The 18,058-nt window shown below is 56.0% G+C and carries 17 protein-coding genes and 1 pseudogene; 12 read left to right on the forward strand and 6 right to left on the reverse strand.

Annotated elements, in window-relative coordinates; translation table 11 throughout:
• Nucleotides 1-32: 32 nt before the first annotated feature.
• Nucleotides 33-365 carry a hypothetical protein gene (locus tag BJQ97_RS03905; protein WP_160155576.1) on the reverse strand — a complete coding sequence of 111 codons (333 nt, stop codon included), beginning with the start codon at nucleotides 363-365 and terminating at the stop codon, nucleotides 33-35.
• A 186-nt stretch (nucleotides 366-551) separates the two neighbouring features.
• Between BJQ97_RS03905 and BJQ97_RS03910 the strand changes: the two genes are divergently transcribed.
• Together BJQ97_RS03910 and argH are read left to right on the forward strand one after the other, a co-directional pair.
• Entirely contained in the window at nucleotides 552-1,772 is a 1,221-nt protein-coding gene (locus BJQ97_RS03910; RefSeq protein ID WP_160155577.1) for an argininosuccinate synthase, read from the forward strand.
• A gap of 61 nt (nucleotides 1,773-1,833) precedes the next feature.
• Complete coding sequence (gene argH / locus BJQ97_RS03915; protein WP_160155578.1) at nucleotides 1,834-3,213, forward strand: argininosuccinate lyase; 1,380 nt, start codon at nucleotides 1,834-1,836, stop codon at nucleotides 3,211-3,213.
• Between the two features lie 87 nt (nucleotides 3,214-3,300).
• On the opposite strand, the gene BJQ97_RS03920 is transcribed toward argH, so the two are convergent.
• Nucleotides 3,301-3,747: a universal stress protein gene (locus tag BJQ97_RS03920; protein WP_160155579.1), complete on the reverse strand. Its 447-nt coding sequence runs from the start codon at nucleotides 3,745-3,747 to the stop codon at nucleotides 3,301-3,303.
• Nucleotides 3,748-3,859: 112 nt separating this feature from the next.
• Here BJQ97_RS03920 and BJQ97_RS17300 point away from each other — a divergent pair, with 112 nt between their 5' ends.
• From BJQ97_RS17300 to ald, 3 genes are all read left to right on the forward strand, one after another.
• On the forward strand, nucleotides 3,860-4,000 hold the full coding sequence (locus tag BJQ97_RS17300) for a hypothetical protein (protein ID WP_201451657.1): 141 nt from the start codon (nucleotides 3,860-3,862) through the stop codon (nucleotides 3,998-4,000).
• A 97-nt stretch (nucleotides 4,001-4,097) separates the two neighbouring features.
• A complete protein-coding gene (locus BJQ97_RS03925) occupies nucleotides 4,098-4,862 on the forward strand; it encodes an SDR family oxidoreductase (protein ID WP_160155580.1) in 765 nt (254 codons plus the stop codon).
• Nucleotides 4,863-4,948: 86 nt separating this feature from the next.
• Nucleotides 4,949-6,067, forward strand: coding sequence for an alanine dehydrogenase (ald, locus tag BJQ97_RS03930; RefSeq protein ID WP_160155581.1), 1,119 nt, complete (start codon nucleotides 4,949-4,951; stop codon nucleotides 6,065-6,067).
• A 176-nt stretch (nucleotides 6,068-6,243) separates the two neighbouring features.
• Here ald and BJQ97_RS03935 read toward each other — a convergent pair whose 3' ends face one another.
• Nucleotides 6,244-7,338: a M24 family metallopeptidase gene (locus tag BJQ97_RS03935; protein ID WP_160155582.1), complete on the reverse strand. Its 1,095-nt coding sequence runs from the start codon at nucleotides 7,336-7,338 to the stop codon at nucleotides 6,244-6,246.
• A gap of 140 nt (nucleotides 7,339-7,478) precedes the next feature.
• Between BJQ97_RS03935 and BJQ97_RS03940 the strand changes: the two genes are divergently transcribed.
• Both BJQ97_RS03940 and BJQ97_RS03945 read left to right on the forward strand, forming a co-directional pair.
• Entirely contained in the window at nucleotides 7,479-8,159 is a 681-nt protein-coding gene (locus BJQ97_RS03940; RefSeq protein WP_160155583.1) for a metal-dependent hydrolase, read from the forward strand.
• Nucleotides 8,160-8,273: 114 nt separating this feature from the next.
• Nucleotides 8,274-9,581, forward strand: a complete 1,308-nt coding sequence (locus BJQ97_RS03945; protein ID WP_160155584.1) for a CBS domain-containing protein — start codon at nucleotides 8,274-8,276, stop codon at nucleotides 9,579-9,581.
• An 83-nt stretch (nucleotides 9,582-9,664) separates the two neighbouring features.
• Here the strand turns inward: BJQ97_RS03945 and BJQ97_RS03950 are convergent, their stop codons facing one another.
• Nucleotides 9,665-9,973, reverse strand: coding sequence for a YtpI family protein (locus BJQ97_RS03950; RefSeq protein WP_160155585.1), 309 nt, complete (start codon nucleotides 9,971-9,973; stop codon nucleotides 9,665-9,667).
• A gap of 100 nt (nucleotides 9,974-10,073) precedes the next feature.
• Between BJQ97_RS03950 and BJQ97_RS03955 the strand changes: the two genes are divergently transcribed.
• Complete coding sequence (locus tag BJQ97_RS03955) at nucleotides 10,074-11,021, forward strand: DHH family phosphoesterase (protein ID WP_160155586.1); 948 nt, start codon at nucleotides 10,074-10,076, stop codon at nucleotides 11,019-11,021.
• A gap of 151 nt (nucleotides 11,022-11,172) precedes the next feature.
• Here the strand turns inward: BJQ97_RS03955 and ytrI are convergent, their stop codons facing one another.
• Both ytrI and ytrH read right to left on the reverse strand, forming a co-directional pair.
• The gene (gene ytrI, locus BJQ97_RS03960; protein WP_160155587.1) at nucleotides 11,173-11,676 is read right to left on the reverse strand and encodes a sporulation membrane protein YtrI; all 504 of its coding nucleotides are present in this window, start codon (nucleotides 11,674-11,676) and stop codon (nucleotides 11,173-11,175) included.
• Nucleotides 11,673-12,014 (reverse strand): sporulation membrane protein YtrH, encoded by a 342-nt coding sequence (gene ytrH, locus BJQ97_RS03965; protein WP_011232219.1) that lies wholly within the window; start codon nucleotides 12,012-12,014, stop codon nucleotides 11,673-11,675. Before ytrH ends, ytrI begins: the two co-directional genes overlap by 4 nt.
• 118 nt (nucleotides 12,015-12,132) lie before the next feature.
• Here ytrH and dnaE point away from each other — a divergent pair, with 118 nt between their 5' ends.
• From dnaE to accA, 4 genes and pseudogenes are all read left to right on the forward strand, one after another.
• Nucleotides 12,133-15,405, forward strand: coding sequence for a DNA polymerase III subunit alpha (gene dnaE / locus BJQ97_RS03970; protein ID WP_160155588.1), 3,273 nt, complete (start codon nucleotides 12,133-12,135; stop codon nucleotides 15,403-15,405).
• Between the two features lie 59 nt (nucleotides 15,406-15,464).
• Nucleotides 15,465-16,146 (forward strand): annotated as a pseudogene (locus tag BJQ97_RS03975) (FadR/GntR family transcriptional regulator).
• A 39-nt stretch (nucleotides 16,147-16,185) separates the two neighbouring features.
• Nucleotides 16,186-17,058: an acetyl-CoA carboxylase, carboxyltransferase subunit beta gene (accD, locus tag BJQ97_RS03980; protein WP_011232216.1), complete on the forward strand. Its 873-nt coding sequence runs from the start codon at nucleotides 16,186-16,188 to the stop codon at nucleotides 17,056-17,058.
• Entirely contained in the window at nucleotides 17,043-18,020 is a 978-nt protein-coding gene (gene accA, locus BJQ97_RS03985) for an acetyl-CoA carboxylase carboxyl transferase subunit alpha (protein ID WP_160155589.1), read from the forward strand. Before accD ends, accA begins: the two co-directional genes overlap by 16 nt.
• Nucleotides 18,021-18,058: the final 38 nt, after the last annotated feature.

Genomic DNA, 18,058 nt, shown 5'->3' on the forward strand with positions numbered 1-18,058 from the left:
TCACCGAAATTCATCTCCCACTTTCACTTCGTTTAGAAGTGGGAGACTTCTTTCGGAAAGATGTTAAAAGAAATATTGGGACTGACCCGATACCAAATCCATAAATCATTGATGATGGAAGCGAGTTCGGCCACTTCCGCATTCAGCCGGCACGAACGTGCGAAATCCGCTTCTTGTCCGAGCGCGTCTTGTTTTTCGTTGATTTCCCGCTCCAGCGCGGCGATGCGGTCGGGGATCAAGCCGCGGATCGCTTCCCATTCAAGCAAAATCGCCTCTTGTTCGTTCGGGCTGTAGTCCTCCCAAGGCTTGTCCAGATGCGGCAGGCGGATGCCGAGCCGTTTGTCTTCGATGAAGATGCCGTTCATCCTCGATTGGCCCCCCTTTTCTTCTTCATATTATACTAAATGTCCCCGCAGGGCATGGTGGAATTTTGATGCTTTTTCATGAATACATATTGAAAAATCATCCGAAAGCTGATAAAGTGATAATGTATCGTGATGAATATTTATTTATATTAAAGTATATTTATGTGACAGGAGAGGAGAACGACCATGGCAAATCCGAAATTGGTGCTGGCATACTCTGGCGGTTTAGATACATCGGTGGCGATCAAATGGCTCCAAGAGCGCGGTTATGATGTGATCGCGTGCTGCTTGGACCTTGGCGAAGGGAAAGACCTTGACTTTGTAAAAGAAAAAGCGCTCAAAGTCGGCGCGATCAAATCGTACGTGATCGACGTCAAAGACGAGTTTGCGAACGAGTATGCGCTCATCGCCTTGCAGGCGAATGCGCTGTATGAAGGGAAATATCCGCTTGTCTCGGCGCTGTCGCGTCCGCTCATCGCGAAAAAACTCGTTGAAATCGCCGAGCTCGAAGGCGCGGTCGCCGTTGCCCACGGCTGCACGGGGAAAGGGAACGACCAAGTGCGCTTTGAAGTGTCGATCAAAGCGCTCAATCCGGATTTGGACGTGATCGCCCCGGTGCGCGAGTGGAGCTGGTCGCGCGAGGAAGAAATCGAATACGCGAAAAAGCACGGCATTCCGATTCCGGTTGACCTTGACAGCCCGTTTTCGATCGACCAAAACTTGTGGGGCCGAAGCAACGAATGCGGCATTTTGGAAGATCCGTGGGCGGCGCCGCCGGAAGAGGCGTATGAGCTGACCGCTTCGCTCGAGAACGCTCCGGATGTGCCGGATGTGATCGAAATCGGCTTTGAACAAGGCGTGCCGGTGACGTTGAACGGGAAATCGCACCCGCTCGCGCAACTCATTTTGGAGCTGAACGCGTTGGCCGGCAAGCACGGCGTCGGGCGCATCGACCATGTCGAAAACCGCCTCGTCGGCATCAAGTCGCGCGAAGTGTATGAATGCCCAGGGGCGATCACGCTCATTAAAGCGCATAAAGAGCTGGAAGACTTGACATTGGTGAGAGAAGTCGCCCATTTTAAACCGCTCATCGAGCAAAAAATCGCCGAGGTCATCTACAACGGCCTTTGGTTCTCGCCGCTCAAAGACGCGCTTGTCGCGTTTTTGAAAGAAACGCAAAAAAACGTCACCGGCGTCGTGCGTGTGAAGCTGTTTAAAGGCCATGCGATCGTCGAAGGGCGCAAGTCGCCATTCTCGCTCTACGATGAAAAACTAGCGACATACACCTCCGAAGACGAGTTTGACCATCAAGCGGCCGTCGGGTTCATCTCGCTGTACGGCTTGCCGACGAAAGTCAACAGCATCGTGAACAAGCAAAACAAGGCGTCGGCGCCGGCCGGTCAATGAACGAAATGATGACACTTCATAAAGGGAAAGGAGGAAGTCGCATTCCTCTGCGGCGAGATTCGTGAAAAAGCTTTGGGGAGGACGGTTTACGAAAACAGCGGAAGAATGGGTCGACGAGTTTGGCGCGTCGATCCCGTTCGACCAAGAGCTCGTGGAAGAGGACATCGAAGGCAGCCTCGCCCATGTGACGATGCTCGGCGAGTGCGGCATTTTGCCGGCGGAAGACGTCGAGAAGATCAAAGGCGGACTGATCCGCCTGTTGGAAAAGGCGAAGCAAGGGGAACTCGAATTTTCCATTGCGTATGAAGACATTCATTTAAACATTGAAAAAATGTTGATTGACGAAATCGGCCCGGTTGGGGGCAAGCTGCACACCGGAAGAAGCCGAAACGACCAGGTCGCGACCGATATGCATTTGTATTTGCATAAGCGCGTCACCGAGATTCTCGGCCTCATCCGCGGGCTGCAGCGGGCGCTCATCAAGCAAGCGGAGAAGCATGTCGAAACGATCATGCCGGGGTATACGCATTTGCAGCGGGCGCAGCCGATTTCGTTCGCCCATCATCTGCTCGCCTATTTTTGGATGTTGGAGCGCGACTATGAGCGGTTTTCCGAGTCGCAAAAGCGGATCAACAAGTCGCCGCTCGGCGCCGGGGCGCTCGCCGGGACGACGTTTCCGATCGACCGGAAGCGGACGGCGGAGCTTTTGGGCTTTGCCGATATTTACGAAAACAGCTTGGACGCGGTGAGCGACCGCGACTTCATCATCGAATTTTTGAGCAACAGCTCGATGCTTATGATGCACTTATCGCGGCTCGCCGAAGAGCTCATCCTTTGGTCCAGCCAAGAGTTCCAGTTCATTGAGCTTGACGATGCGTTCGCGACCGGCAGCAGCATCATGCCGCAAAAGAAAAACCCGGACATGGCCGAGCTCATCCGCGGCAAAACCGGCCGGGTGTACGGGCACTTGATGGCGTTGTTGACGGTGATGAAAGGATTGCCGCTTGCCTACAACAAAGACATGCAAGAAGATAAAGAAGGCATGTTCGATACGGTGAAGACGGTCGTCGGTTCGTTGAAAATTTTCACCGGCATGATCGAGACGATGAACGTTCGTGCTGATGTAATGGAGCGGGCGACGAAGCAGGACTTTTCGAACGCGACCGAGCTCGCCGACTACTTGGCCGCGAAAGGCGTCCCGTTCCGCGAAGCGCACGAAATCGTCGGCAAGCTCGTGCTGTTGTGCATTGAAAAAGGCGTCTTTTTGGCCGACTTGCCGCTTGACGTATATAAAGAAGCGTCGCCGCTCTTTGCCGAAGACATTTACAACGCCTTGAATCCGCGCACGGCCGTCAACCGCCGCAACAGCGCCGGCGGCACCGGTTTTGCCGAAGTGCGCGCGGCGCTGACGAAGGCGAAACAGTTGCTTGGCACCCCGTAACGACGGGGTGTTCTTTTTTTGGCGTGAAAGGGGCAAACAGGTGGATGCGAGTTTGGAAATGGAATCAGCGGTCATTCTGCCGCCGCATCACGCTTTCGGCGTCCTGACCACAAGCACGTCGCATTTTGCGTGGCGGACGATGTTTTCCGAGACGCTGCCGATCAAGAGCCGTTCGACAGCGTTTAAACCGGTCGCCCCGCAAACGATGAGATCGGCTTTGTATTTCGGAGCGACGTCTTTGGCGATTTTCACTTTCGGCGAGCCGAATTCGACCGCGATGTCCACATCATCGAGCCCGGCGGCGAGGGCTTCGTTTTTATACCGTTCAAGAAGTTCGTTCGCATATTGCTCCGACCGTTCGGCGAGAGCGTAGTCGTGCGCTTCAACGGTTGTGAACCCGCGCAAATCGATGATGTGGGACAAAATGAGTTTCGCTCCGTTTCGCTTGGCGATTTGGATCGCTTTTTTCAACGCCCATTCCGCTTCTTTCGACCCATCGACGGCGACGACGATCGTTTGGTAGGTCATGGTCATGTTCTCCCCTCCTTTTGGTTAAAAATGCTATCTCTATATATGGTATACCCATCGCCCTTTGACGGGAAACTAGGCCATATATTGAGATTTTATGAACAAGGGAGGAAAAACAATGGAAAAGCGGTATAACGACTGGCAGTACGACGAGGAGGAAGTGCGGACGATCACCGAGCAAATTGCTGAATCGTATGAGAGCGGCATTGTTGACAAGGATGAATCATATTACGACCCGCGCCGCGAAGCCGGCGAATAGCCATAGCGCCAACGAGCTATGGTTCTTTTTTTGTATTCGCTCCGGTTTGTAGTAAAGTAAAAATGAAGACAACGAATGACGAGAAGGAGGGGAAACGGTGCGGCATGCGTTGATTACGGCCGGAGCGAAAGGATTGGGGAGAAAAGTGACCGAGCTGCTGCTTGATAAAGGCTACTCTGTGACGGTGAACTACCGGAGCGATGAACAGGCGGTGCGCTCGCTTGCGGAGAAGTACCGCGGCGCCGCTGACCGCCTCCAGTTTGTGCGCGGCGATGTGACGAACAAAGACGATTTGGCGGCGCTTGTGGACGCCGCCATGGAGCGGTTCGGCCGCGTTGACTGCCTCATTAACAACGCCGGGCCGTACATTTTCGAGCGGAAAAAGCTGGCCGATTATACGGAAGAAGAATGGTACGAAATGATCGAAGGCAATTTGAGCGCGGTGTTTCATTTAGTAAGGCGGACGATCCCGATTATGCGAAAGCAGCGGTTTGGCCGCATCATTACGTACGGGTTTCAAGGAGCGGCGGATGCCCCAGGCTGGGTGCACCGTTCGGCGTTCGGGGCGGCGAAAGTGGGGCTTGTATCGCTGACGAAAACGATCGCCTTGGAAGAGGCGGAATATGGCATCACCGCCAATATGGTGTGCCCAGGCAACATTGTCGGCGCCATGAAAGAGGCGGGGATCGCCGATGCACGCGCCAGGCGGGATGCGGAAACGCCGGTCGGGCGTCCGGGAACTGGCGAAGATATCGCCCGCGTGATCGCGTTTTTATGCGAGGACGATTCGGATTTCATCACCGGCGCCGTCATTGACATCACCGGCGGCGAGAACGTCATCTACCGCCATTTTTTTCAGTAGAATCTTCAGCCGCTTTTCTGATTGCTTTCCGGTTGAACAGGGAACAATAAGGGAAGAACGGAAAGGAAAAAGGAGGAAAAGCGGCCATGAAAATTGGCATTCCAAAAGAAATCAAAAACAATGAAAACCGCGTCGCCATCACCCCGCCTGGCGTGATGACGCTCGTCAAAGCGGGGCATGACGTGTATGTGGAGACGAAAGCCGGCGCTGGGTCAGGGTTTTCTGACGCTGAATATGAAAAAGCCGGGGCAGTAATCGTGCCAAACGCGGAAGACGCTTGGGCGGCGGAGATGGTGTTGAAAGTGAAAGAACCGTTGCCTGAGGAGTTCCGCTATTTTCGCCCCGGATTGATTTTGTTTACGTATTTGCATTTGGCGGCGGCTGAGGCGCTTACGAAAGCGCTCGTCGAGCAAAAAGTGGTCGGCATCGCTTACGAGACGGTGCAGCTTGAGAACGGCTCGCTGCCGCTGTTGACGCCGATGAGTGAAGTCGCCGGCCGCATGTCGGTGCAAGTCGGCGCCCAGTTTCTCGAGAAGCCGCACGGCGGGAAAGGCATTTTGCTTGGCGGTGTCCCTGGGGTGCGGCGCGGCAAAGTGACGATCATCGGCGGCGGCACAGCGGGGACGAACGCGGCGAAAATCGCGGTCGGCCTCGGAGCGGATGTGACGATTTTGGACATTAACGCCGAGCGGCTGCGCGAGCTGGATGATTTGTTCGGCGACCAAGTGACGACGTTGATGTCCAACTCGTACCATATCGCCGAATGCGTGCGGGAATCGGATTTGGTCGTCGGCGCCGTCTTGATCCCGGGGGCGAAAGCGCCGAAACTGGTGACGGAAGAGATGGTGCGCTCGATGACGCCAGGCTCGGTGTTGGTCGACGTCGCCATTGACCAAGGCGGCATTTTCGAAACGACCGACCGCGTCACGACGCACGACGATCCGACATACGTCAAACACGGCGTCGTCCATTACGCCGTCGCGAACATGCCGGGCGCGGTGCCGCGCACGTCGACATTCGCGCTTACGAACGTCACGATCCCATACGCCCTGCAAATCGCCAACAAAGGCTACCGCGCCGCCTGCCTCGACAACCCGGCGCTGTTAAAAGGGATCAACACGCTCGACGGGCACATCGTGTACGAAGCGGTCGCGGCGGCGCACAACATGCCGTATACGGATGTTCATTCGTTGCTGCAAGGATGAAAAGATGAGGATTGAGACGCCTTGATGTCATCAACCAAACAAAGCTGTCCAATCCGGTCTTGGGATAGAGCCGGTGGACAGCTTTTTGGATGCGCTTATTCGCGATAGCCTTTGCCAACGACCTTTCTTTCGTCTTTAGCGGCAAACACGCTGATGTCCCCTAGCGTTTCGCGCCGTTACACAACGAGCAATTCCTTTGAAAACGATGTCAGCACTTCGACGCCATCATTCGTGACCGCGACGTCGTCTTCAATGCGCACGCCGCCGATGGATGGGACGTAAATGCCTGGTTCGATTGTAAACACCATGCCGGGGGCGAGCGGTTCGTTGTTGGCGCCATGAAGCGATGGGTATTCGTGGATCTCGATCCCTAAGCCGTGCCCGACGCGGTGGGTGAAAAACGGGCCGTAGCCGGCTTGTTCGATGACGTTTCGGGCGGCGCGGTCGATCTCGCCCATCGCGGTTTGCGGGCGGCAGGCATCGATTGCCGACTGCTGGGCGCGCCGGACGGTATCGTAAATGAGCCGCTGTTCGTCGCTTGCCGTCTGACAGACGACGGTGCGGGTAATGTCGGAGCAATACCCATCAACGATGACGCCCAAATCGAACAGCACGAAATCGCCTGGTGCGACCGCCGCCGTTCCCGGCGCGCCGTGCGGATCGGCTGATTTTGCGCCCGTGAGCACGGTCGTTGGAAACGACATCCCTTCAACGCCGAGTTTTTTCAGCTCATATTCAATAACGGCGACAAGTTCGAGCTCCGTCACGCCCGGGCGGATGGCCGATACGCCGATTTCGATCGCTTTGTCGGCGAGTTCGGCTGCTTGGCGCAACACCTTCATTTCCTGCTCATCCTTGATCAGGCGAAGCTGGCGCAGCTTTTCTTCGGCGTCATGCCACTTGGCGTTTGGAAACAACCCCGAGAGCCGTTCGAAACGGGCGAACGACAAATGGTGTTTCTCGATGGCAATCAAGCCGGGTTTTGCGCCGCGCGCTTCGAGATGGCGCCGGATCTCTTCCCATGGGTCGGTGCTGTCGTCGTAGCCGATCACTGTACACCCAAAGCCGCTTCGGCGGGCGCGTGGGACTTCCATTTGCGGGCAGACGAGCGCCGGTTCGCCGTCAGGGAAGACCAAAAGCGCCAGCAGTCGTTCGTGTGGGTCGCACCAAAATCCGCTCAAATAAAAAACGTTCGCGCTTGACGTGATGAAGGCAAATGAATCATCATGATGTTGAAGCCATGATGAAAAAGCATCCAGCCGTTGGTTCATCGTTCCCTTCCTTCCTTTTTTCGCGATGGTTCATTTTGAGCGTACCAAGAAACGGGCCAATTGTAAATGGTCAAGCGGGAAAAGAAGGAAATAGGCAGGCGGCGGCGAATCATGTGTATATGGAAAGGAGAGATGTCACGATGAAAATCAGTTACCATGGCCATTCGGTCGTCCGCATTGAGACGAACGGAAAAACGATTTTGATCGATCCGTTCATCACCGGCAATGCGACGACCGATTTGAACGCAGCGGATGTGAAGGCAGATGTCATCTTGTTGACGCACGGGCACGGGGATCATGTCGGCGATGCGGTCGAGATCGCCAAGCGGAACAACGCCCTTGTCGTGGCCACATTTGAGCTGGCGACGTATTTAAGCTGGCAAGGCGTCGATACGTTTGGCATGAACATCGGCGGCGCGCGCGAATTTGACTTTGGCACCGTCAAGTTCACGCAGGCGTTTCACAGCTCTGGGTTTGTGACCGACGACAAGCAAATTATTTATTTAGGCATGCCGACCGGCATTTTGTTCACGGCTGAAGGCAAAACGATCTATCATGCCGGCGACACCGGGCTGTTTTCCGACATGAAGCTGATCGGCGAGCGCCATTCCATTGACGTTGCCTTCCTGCCGATCGGCGACAGCTTCACGATGGGGCCGGAAGACGCGGCGGTTGCCGCCGAGTGGCTCGGGGCAAAACTTGTTGTACCGATCCATTACAACACGTTCCCGCCGATTGCCCAAGACCCAGAGCGGTTCGTCTCGCTCCTTCCGCCGGGCGTCGGCCGTGCGTTGAAACCGGGGGAAAGCATCGAGCTGTAATTCGTATTGCAGCTGCCCTGCACAGCTCTCCACTGTCCGTGCCGCCCCCCGTTGAACCCCCGCCGCCTCCGTCGCTATAATAGAAAGTAACAACGCGTAAAGGGTGAAGAATCGTTGGCGACAAAACACGAACAAATTTTGGAATACATCCACCGGCTGCCGATCGGCGAAAAAATTTCCGTTCGGCAGATTGCGAAGGAAATGGGCGTGAGCGAAGGGACGGCGTACAGGGCGATCAAGGACGCTGAGAACAAAGGGTATGTGAGCACGATTGAGCGCGTCGGCACGATTCGGATCGAGAAGAAGCGGAAAGAGAACATTGAGAAGCTCACCTACGCCGAAGTCGTCAACATCGTCGACGGCCAAGTGCTTGGCGGACGTGAAGGGCTGCATAAGACGCTCAATCGCTTTGTCATCGGCGCGATGCAGCTGGAGGCGATGATGCGCTATACGGGCGCAGGGGATTTATTGATCGTCGGCAACCGGACGAAGGCGCACGAGCTCGCGCTTCAGGCGGGGGCGGCCGTGCTCATCACCGGCGGGTTTGACACGGCCGATCACGTGAAAAAGCTCGCCGATGATCGGCAGCTGCCGATCATTTCGACGAGCTATGACACGTTTACGGTCGCGACGATGATCAACCGGGCAATTTACGACCAGCTCATCAAAAAAGAAATTGTGTTGGTCGAGGATATTCTCATTCCGCTTGACAAAACAGCGTACTTGCGCGTCAATGATCCGATTGAGCGGTGGTATGCGTTGAACAAAGAGACGCGCCATAGCCGGTTCCCGGTCGTCGATGATGAGCTGAAAGTGCAAGGGATTGTGACGGCAAAAGACGTGCTCGATGTCGACCGTCAGCTGCCGATCGAAAAGGTGATGACGAAGCAGCCGATTACGGTGAACGGAAAAACGTCAGTGGCGTTTGCTTCTCATATTATGGTATGGGAAGGAATTGAGCTTCTCCCGGTGGTGGATGACTATAACCGGTTGCAAGGAATCATCAGCCGCCAAGATGTGTTAAAAGCGCTGCAAATGGCGCAGCGCCAGCCGCAAGTCGGGGAGACGATCGACGATCTCATCACCGCCCAGTTTCGTGAGTCAGGCGACAAAGAAACGCTGTTTCGCTGCACAATCACCCCGCAAATGACGAACTATTTAGGGACGCTCTCGTACGGCGTGTTTGCGACGATCGTCACCGAGGCGGCGGCGCGGATGCTTCGTGCGTACAAACGAGGCGATTTGGTGATGGAAAATATTACTATTTACTTCATCAAGCCGGTGCAAATCGACAGCACGGTCGACGTGCGGGCAAAGCTTTTAGAGCTCGGGCGCAAGTTCGGGAAAGTGGATGTCGAAGTGTATAACGAAGGCGATCTTGTCGGCAAAGCAATGATGATGTGCCAGCTGATCGACCGATAAACGGCAAAGGAAAAAAGGATGTCCGCTTCCTTATTGGAACATCCTTTTCCTTTCTCGTTGGCCGGCGCATGCGCCAAACGGCATCACCCTTGTTTGGCCGCTTGCTTTGCCTCTTCGACCGCCTGCGGCAGATAGAAGCGGTAGGCGCGGTAGCCGGCCCAAACGCTCCCGAAGCCTAGGACGATAAAAATAGCGCAGATGATATAGGTCACGGTTGTGTGATACAAAAACAATTGGTTGATCCCGAACAAGGCAACGAACAGTCCGAGCGCCATGCTCGATTTCGCCGAGAGAAAGCGGCGTTCCATCGGACGTTGGGAGCGGACGTAGCGGATTTTATAATAGACGTAAAACGAAAAGGAAAATATAATGAAAATAACCAGGGCTGGCATGGTTGAGTCCCTCCGTTGTTCATTTCTTTTTCCATTGTACATAGAAGCAGGGAAAAATGCCAGCGGTTGAATATGACAGGCGACTAAAGGGGAAGAACGAATGAAATCGGTTCATCAACAAATTCTTGATGCGATTCGTGAATTTGACACGATCATCATCCACCGGCACGTGCGCCCGGACCCGGACGCGTACGGGTCACAAGGCGGGTTGGCGGCGCTGCTTCGGGCGTCGTTTCCGAAAAAAAAGGTGTACGCGGTCGGAACGGACGATCCGTCGCTGTCGTTTTTGCGGAACATGGATGTCATTGATGATTCGGTGTACGCGCAGGCGCTCGTGATCGTCTGCGATACCGCTAATGAAGAGCGGATTTGCGACAGCCGCTATCGGCTCGGGCGGAAGCTGGTGAAAATCGACCATCATCCGAACGACACGCCGTATGGCGACATTATGTGGGTCGATACCGCCGCCAGTTCGACAAGCGAGATGATTTATGAGTTTTATTTGGCGGGGAAAGAGGAAGGGCTGACGATGAACACGGAGGCGGCGCGCCTCATTTACGCCGGCATTGTCGGCGATACGGGCCGTTTTTTGTTTCCACGCACAAGTGAAAAAACGTTCCGCTACGCTGGGGAGCTCATTTCGTACGGCTTTTCGCTGACGGAATTGTACGACGGATTGTATCGGACGAGCTTGCCGCTCGCCCGCTTAAGCGGTTATGTGCTGTCGAACTTTATGATCGAGGAAGGGGTGGCGGCTGTGAAAATGCCGCGGTCGCTGCTTGAGGAATACGGCGTCACCCCGCTTGAGGCGTCGCAGCTCGTCAGTTTGCTCGGCAATATTGACGGCATTGCCGCCTGGGTGTTTTTCATTGAGGAAGAACGAGAAATCCGCGTCCGCTTCCGTTCCAAAGGGCCGGTCATCAATGTGGTCGCCAAACGCTACGGCGGCGGTGGCCATCCGCTCGCAGCCGGTGCGTCCATTGCTTCTTGGGAGGAAGCGGATCGCGTGATTGAGGATGTGAAAGCGGTCTGCCGGGCTGAGCGGTGACGGAAACGGGTGGTTTTTAAAATTGGTTGTTTCAGCGAAGCGTCATGTTGATAGGAGAAGGCGTCCCGAAGGCTTTCGGGACATCCTCTTTTCCTGCAAGACGCGCTTGTCTGGCACTCCGCCGCGGCGGAATGGGGCAGCAAGGCGCGCTCTACGGAAGCGGCGTCAGTTTGACTTCGACGGCCAACAAAGTAAAGATCGTAAGTGTGTGAAGTTCAAGGTGGTATGTCTTCTCGTGGATCGTATACGTTTTGTTTTCAATGGCCCGCTCAATCAGTTCTCGGCTGTTATACACCGTTTCGATATCTTTCGCAATCAAATGGGACAAATCTTCTTTGACGCTGTCTTCAATGCGAAACGTCGTGTATGAATCAAGTTTATATTGCTCGGCGTTGGCGAGATGGACGGAAACGTCCTGCACGGTCAGCTTTTTTTTCATTTCCTTATTGTAATGAATATAGTCTTCCTGCCAAATGCGAATTTCGTTTTGCAAATCGGCGATCTGTTCGTTGAGCTCATTGACGTGCCGCACTTGTTTTTCCTGCAAGACGCCGAACATATACAAAAAGACAAACCAGCTGATGAGCGCTCCGATCGCCGCGCCGGCGAAAAAACGCTGCCATGACGGGTATTGGGAATACGGAGGAATTCTCATGGCGAAATGTGCTCCTGCGTCAGCCATGTAATGATCGCCACTCCGGTCTGTGCTCCGCCCATGGCGGACAAAATGAGTAAAAATTGCCGCACGATGTCTTTCGTTTCCCCTAAAAACAGCCCTCGCTCAACGACGTAAAACGTGTCAAACGTCCCGCCGATGGCGGCGACGACTGCCCAAATGCGCAAATCGCCGGCAAATCGGTACATGGCCGTCAGCGGCTGGCCGCCGCTTAGAAACGCGCCGAGCGCGCCGATGATGGCGCCGCCAAGCAGCACGCCGACGGCGATAAAATAGCTTTGAATAAATGCCGGCAAGAAGGCCGCTTTTTCGTTCATGCGTTTCCCCGCCCTTTCTTTCTCTCTTATCTATGTATATCAATGGGGTGGACGGAGTATGTAGCCGAAAGAAAAGTTTTCGCCCGTCAAGCGCACGGATGAGGGAGGGATGGTCAGTATGTTCGTCCACTTGCATGTGTTGAGCGGATACAGTTTGTTTCAAAGCGCGGCGGCGGTGGAGGCGCTTGCAGCGAGGGCGAAACAGCTTGGCTATCAAGTGCTCGCGCTCACTGATCGGAATGTGTTGTATGGCGCTATTCCGTTTTACCGGGAATGCAGGCGGAACGGCATTCGCCCGATCGTCGGCGTGACGGCCGATGTCGCTCTTTTTGGGGATGAGGCGTTTCCACTCGTGCTGTTGGCCGCTGACGAAGAGGGATACCGCCATTTGCTTGAAATTAGCACAACGATTCAAACGGGGGAAGCAAAGCGGATTGAGGAAGCCGCGCTGCTTCGGTTAAGCGGCGGCATCATCGCCATCACTCCTGGAAGCGAGGGACGCGTCGAGTCGCTTGTGGCCGCTGGGGAACGGGAGCGGGCGAAAGAGGCGCTCGCCCGCTACCAACGGTTGTTTCCAGGACGGCTGTATGTCGCTGTTCAGCGCGGCGAGCAAACGCGAGTCCCATATGAAGCCGCGCTGTTGCAGCTGGCGGAGGAAACCGGCGTCCCGATCGTGGCGACGAACGATGTCCGTTATGTAGAGCGCAGCGATGCTGTGGCGTGGCGTTGCTTGCAGGCCATCGGCCGCGGCGCGCTGCTCACTGACATTGAGGACGATAACGGCCGTTATTTGGCGGGGCCAGAGGAGATGGCCCGCCGGTTTGCGGACTTGCCGGAGGCGCTCGAGAACAGCCTGGCGATCGCCGATCAATGCGAGCTGCAGATCGAGTTTGGCGGTTGGCGGCTGCCGGCGTACCCCGTTCCGGACGGGGAGACGGCTGACCGTTATTTGCGCCGCTTATCGGAACAAGGGCTCGCCCAACGCGTGCCGTCGGCCGATGAGCGCTACTGGCGTCGGCTTTCGCATGAGCTGGATGTGATTCAGTCGCTTCATTTCAGCGACTATTTTTTGATCGTCGCCGATGTGCTCGCCTACGCCCGCCGGCGCGGCATCCTAACCGGCCCGGGCCGCGGTTCGGCGGCCGGGTCGCTTGTCGCCTACGCCTTATCAATCACCGATGTCGATCCGATCGAACACGGGCTTTTGTTTGAACGGTTTTTAAATCCGGAGCGGGCGTCGGTGCCGGATATTGACTTGGATTTTCCTGATGACCGGCGCGAAGAAGTGATTCGCTATGTCGCGGATCAATACGGGCGCGACCGCGTCGCGCAAATCATCACGTTCGGCACGTTCGGCGCCAAAGCGGCGCTGCGTGAGACGGCCAAAGCGTTTGGCGTCCCTGGGCGGGAGGCGGAACAGGTCGCGGCGCTCTTGCCGAACAAACAAAGTGTGACGCTCCGCCAATGGCATGCCGAGTCCGCCGCTTTTCGGCGCGCGGTGGACTCGGTTCCGCAAGGGAGAGAGTGGCTGGCTGTTGCGCAAAAACTGGAAGGGCTGCCGCGCCATACGTCGATCCACGCCGCTGGCGTCATCATCAGCCCGGAGCCGCTCGTTCGCTTCGTGCCGCTGCAGCCCAGCCATGGCGAATGGCCGCTGACGCAATACGCCATGGGAGCGCTTGAAGCGCTCGGATTGCTGAAAATTGATTTTCTCGGTTTGCGCACGCTCACATTGATTGAGCAGATCGTGCGCTTGATCGAGCGGCAGACAGGAAAGCCATTTGATCTTCGCACGCTGCCGCTCGATGATGAAAAAACGTACGCGCTGCTTGGCGCCGGGGATACGAACGGCATTTTTCAGCTGGAATCAAATGGGATGAAGCGAGTGCTTGTTCAATTGCAACCGTCGGAATTCGAAGATTTGGTCGCCGTCAATGCTTTGTATCGGCCGGGGCCGATGCAAATGATTCCGGTTTACATCCGGCGCAAGCGCGGCGAGGAGCCGATTGAATACATCCATCCTGACCTTGCGCCGATTTTAGCGCCGACATACGGGGTATTGATCTATCAGGAGCAAATTATGCAAATCGCCGCTCAGCTTGCCGGGTTTTCGCTCGGACAAGCGGACGTGCTTCGCCGGGCGGTGGCGAAAAAAGAAAAAGCGCTGCTTGATGAGCAGCGCCAGGCGTTTGTCGCCGGCTGCGAGGCGAACGGCTATCCGAAAGAAATCGCGGAACAATTGTATCAGCACATCGCCCGTTTTGCCGATTACGGCTTCAACCGAAGCCATGCGGTCAGCTATGCGCGGTTGTCTTATGCCATGGCTTATATGAAAGCCCATCACCCGCTCTGTTTTTACACGGTCATGCTGGACGGCGCTTCCGGAGATCGGGAAAAAGCGGCATTGTACTATCGGGAAGCGGCGCAAAAAGGCATCCGCGTTCTCTCGCCTTCGGTCAACAAAAGCGGTTTTCGCTCTTCCGTGGAGGGGAGTGCCATTCGCCTCGGGTTGACGATGGTGAAGCAAGTCGGCCAAGCGGCGAAGCTGATTATCGAGGAGAGGAACGCGAACGGACCGTTTGCCGACTTCTTTGATTTCGCCGCCCGCCTGCTTCCAAAAGGGCTCGGGCGCCCGGCGCTCGAGGCGCTCAGTTCTGTTGGGGCGTTTGACGAGTTCGGTGCGGATCGGGCTTCGCTCCTTGCCAGCGTGGATGTTGCGGTTGAACATGCGCAATGGGTTCAGGCGCTGCAAGCTGGAGGGCTGTCGTTAAAACCGAAATATGCCGCCGCACCTTCGTGGCCTTTGTCCGAACGGCGGAGGCGGGAAACAGAGTTTCTTGGCTTCGCCGTCACCCCGCACCCAGCAGCGGTGCTTCGCCCGTTGCTGCAAGCGGCGGGGGCGGTGTGTGTGGCCGATGTACAAAATCTGTCAACTGTGGTCGGGGGAGTGGTCGTCCGCATACGGAAAACGAGGACAAAGCAAGGTGAAGAAATGGCGTTTTTCACCGTCGGCGATGAGAGCGGAGAATTGGAGGCGGTGGCGTTCCCGAACGTTTACCGCCGTTCAGCGGGCGTATTGAAGGAAGGGCAGTTTGCATTGCTTGCCGGAACGATTGAGATGCGCAACGGACGGCGCCAGCTCATCATCCGCCGGGCCGAACGATTGGCGGCGTCGGCGCTGTATATCGACGCCAGCCGCCAAGACAAGGCGCGTCTTGCCGCGCTGAAGCCGCTGTTGGAACGACACCAAGGCTGCACCCCGGTGTATTTGTACGACGAAGAGAAGCGAAAGCTTCTCCGTCTTCCCGAGCGGTATGCGGCCGATCTCACCGCGCCGCTTGTCGATGAATTGCTTTCCTTGTTCGGCTCTGGACGCGTAGCCGTCAAGTAAGTCGCACTTTACTATTTTATTATTTTGTTATATCGTATAACCATTAGGTGGTCAGACCAGTGAAGGAAGCGAAGGAGAGGGGTCATGGTATCAAAGAGGAGAACGTGTATGCCGAGACGTTGAAACACATCCACCGCATGATGGTGGAAGACAACCTAGCCCCCGGCGACAAGCTGCCGTCGGAGCGCGAGCTGGCCGAACGGCTCGGCGTCGGGCGTTCGTCAGTGCGTGAGGCGTTGCGGGCGCTGGAATTTCTCGGCTTGATTGAAACGCGGCGCGGCGAGGGGAGGTATATGCGGGAAGTCGGCAGCCACCAGCTGATCGACCTGTTGGCGATGTTTTTGTTGGAAAACGAACGGGCGAAGGCGGATTTGGCGGAAACAAAATGGCTCATCGAGCGGCTGCTGCTTGAACTTGCGTGCCGGCGCCGGAGCGCGGAGGATGTAAACGAGTTAAAAAAAATCGTTCGTCAAAAACCGATTGATTTCGCGCGGTTTTTCGAGACGGCGGCTGAATCGGCTGGCAATGTTTTGCTCGCCCGCATTTGGCGGGTGCTGTCGGGGTTTGCCGCTTCGTTTGCGCCCGATCCGCCCCTTTCCGACGCCGTTTATGCACAGCTGCTCGCCGCGTTGGAAAGGCAAGATCCAGCGGAGACTGCCGCCGTCTGGGAGGCGAACGGCCTTCGCCGTTGTCGAAACGGGCGGACATCGTTTGACAAACAATGATGTCCATTTTCGATAAAGTAGTAGAGAGGCGAAAACGCAAAGGAGGGGCTCCCTCGTGTGGAAAGACTTGTTTGTGAAAAAGAAAAAGTATGCACCGCTGCCTTCAGAACAAGCGAGGCATGAAGTGCCGGAAGGCGTGATGACGAAATGTCCGCAATGCAAGAAAATTATGTATACAAAAGAATTGATCAAAAACTTGCGCGTTTGCCTAAGCTGCGGCTACCATCATCCGATGCCGGCGCGTGAACGGATTGCAAGCCTTCTTGATGACGGCAGCTTCCGCGAGTATGACGCCGATATGATCTCGGTCAATCCGCTCGGCTTTCCAGGCTACATAGAAAAACTGGAAGAAGACCGGCGCAAGTCAGGGCTGAACGAGGCGGTCGTCACCGGCGAAGGGGCGCTTGACGGCCATCCGCTCGTCATTGCCGTCATGGATTCATCGTTTCGCATGGGCAGCATGGGCTCAGTGGTCGGCGAAAAAATCACCCGCGCCGTCGAGCGGGCGCGCGAACAGCAGATGCCGTTTCTCATTTTCACCGCCTCCGGCGGCGCCCGCATGCAGGAAGGAGTGTTGAGCCTCATGCAAATGGCGAAAACGAGCGCGGCGCTCAAACGATTCAGCAACGACGGCGGCTTGTTCATCTCCGTTATGACCCACCCAACGACCGGCGGTGTGTCGGCGAGCTTCGCGTCGCTTGGGGATTATAACTTTGCCGAGCCGGGGGCGCTCATTGGTTTTGCCGGCCGCCGCGTCATTGAGCAGACGGTGCGCGAAGAGCTGCCGGACGATTTCCAGACGGCGGAGTTTTTGCTGAAGCACGGGCAGCTTGATGCCGTCATTCACCGCCACGAACTGAAAGAAACGCTTGCGGTCGTCTTGGATCTTCATCAAAAAGGAGGGGAAGAGGGATGGTGGCGGAATTAGAATTCGAAAAGCCGCTTGTCGAGCTGCGCTGCAAAATTCAAGAGTTGAAAGAGTTCATGAAAACGGCCGATGTCGATTTATCGGCAGAAATCGAAAAGCTCGAAGCGCGTCTCGCCAAGCTGGAAAACGAGATTTATGCGAACTTGACGCCGTGGGACCGCGTGCAAATCGCCCGCCATCCGCAGCGGCCGACGACGCTCGATTACATCGAGCGGTTGTTTACGAACTTTCTTGAGTGCCACGGCGACCGCTGCTTTGGCGATGACGAGGCGATCGTCGGCGGCATCGCCAAATACGACGGACTCCCCGTGACGGTCATCGGCCACCAGCGCGGCAAAGATACGAAAGAAAACTTGCGCCGCAACTTTGGCATGCCGCATCCGGAAGGATACCGGAAGGCGTTGCGGCTCATGAAGCAGGCTGAAAAGTTTTCGCGCCCGATCATCTGTTTTATCGATACGAAAGGCGCCTACCCGGGCAAAGCGGCCGAAGAGCGCGGGCAAAGCGAGGCGATCGCCCGCAACTTGTTTGAAATGGCTGGGCTCACGGTGCCCATCGTCTGCATCGTCATCGGCGAGGGCGGAAGCGGCGGGGCGCTTGCCCTTGGCGTCGGCAATCATATCCATATGCTTGAAAACTCGACGTACTCGGTCATCTCGCCGGAAGGGGCGGCGGCGATTTTGTGGAAAGACGCCTCATTGGCGCAGCGGGCAGCGGAAACGATGAAAATCACCGCTCATGACTTAAAGGCGCTCGGCGTCATCGATGAAATCATTCCAGAAGTCAAAGGCGGCGCTCATCGCAACGCCGACGAGCAGGCCAAAGAAATTGACCGCGTGCTGCGCCGTTCGCTCAAACAGCTGTTGGCGCTTGACGGCGAAGAGCTCGTTCGGCAGCGCTACGAAAAATTTAAACAAATGGGCCAAGTGTCGTTTTTGCCGGAAACGATTCGGGCAAGATAAGGAAAAAGCTGTCTCCGTCTGCGGGACAGCTTTGTTCT

This window comes from Geobacillus sp. TFV-3 (assembly GCF_009901865.1).
Lineage (GTDB): Bacteria > Bacillota > Bacilli > Bacillales > Anoxybacillaceae > Geobacillus > Geobacillus thermoleovorans_A.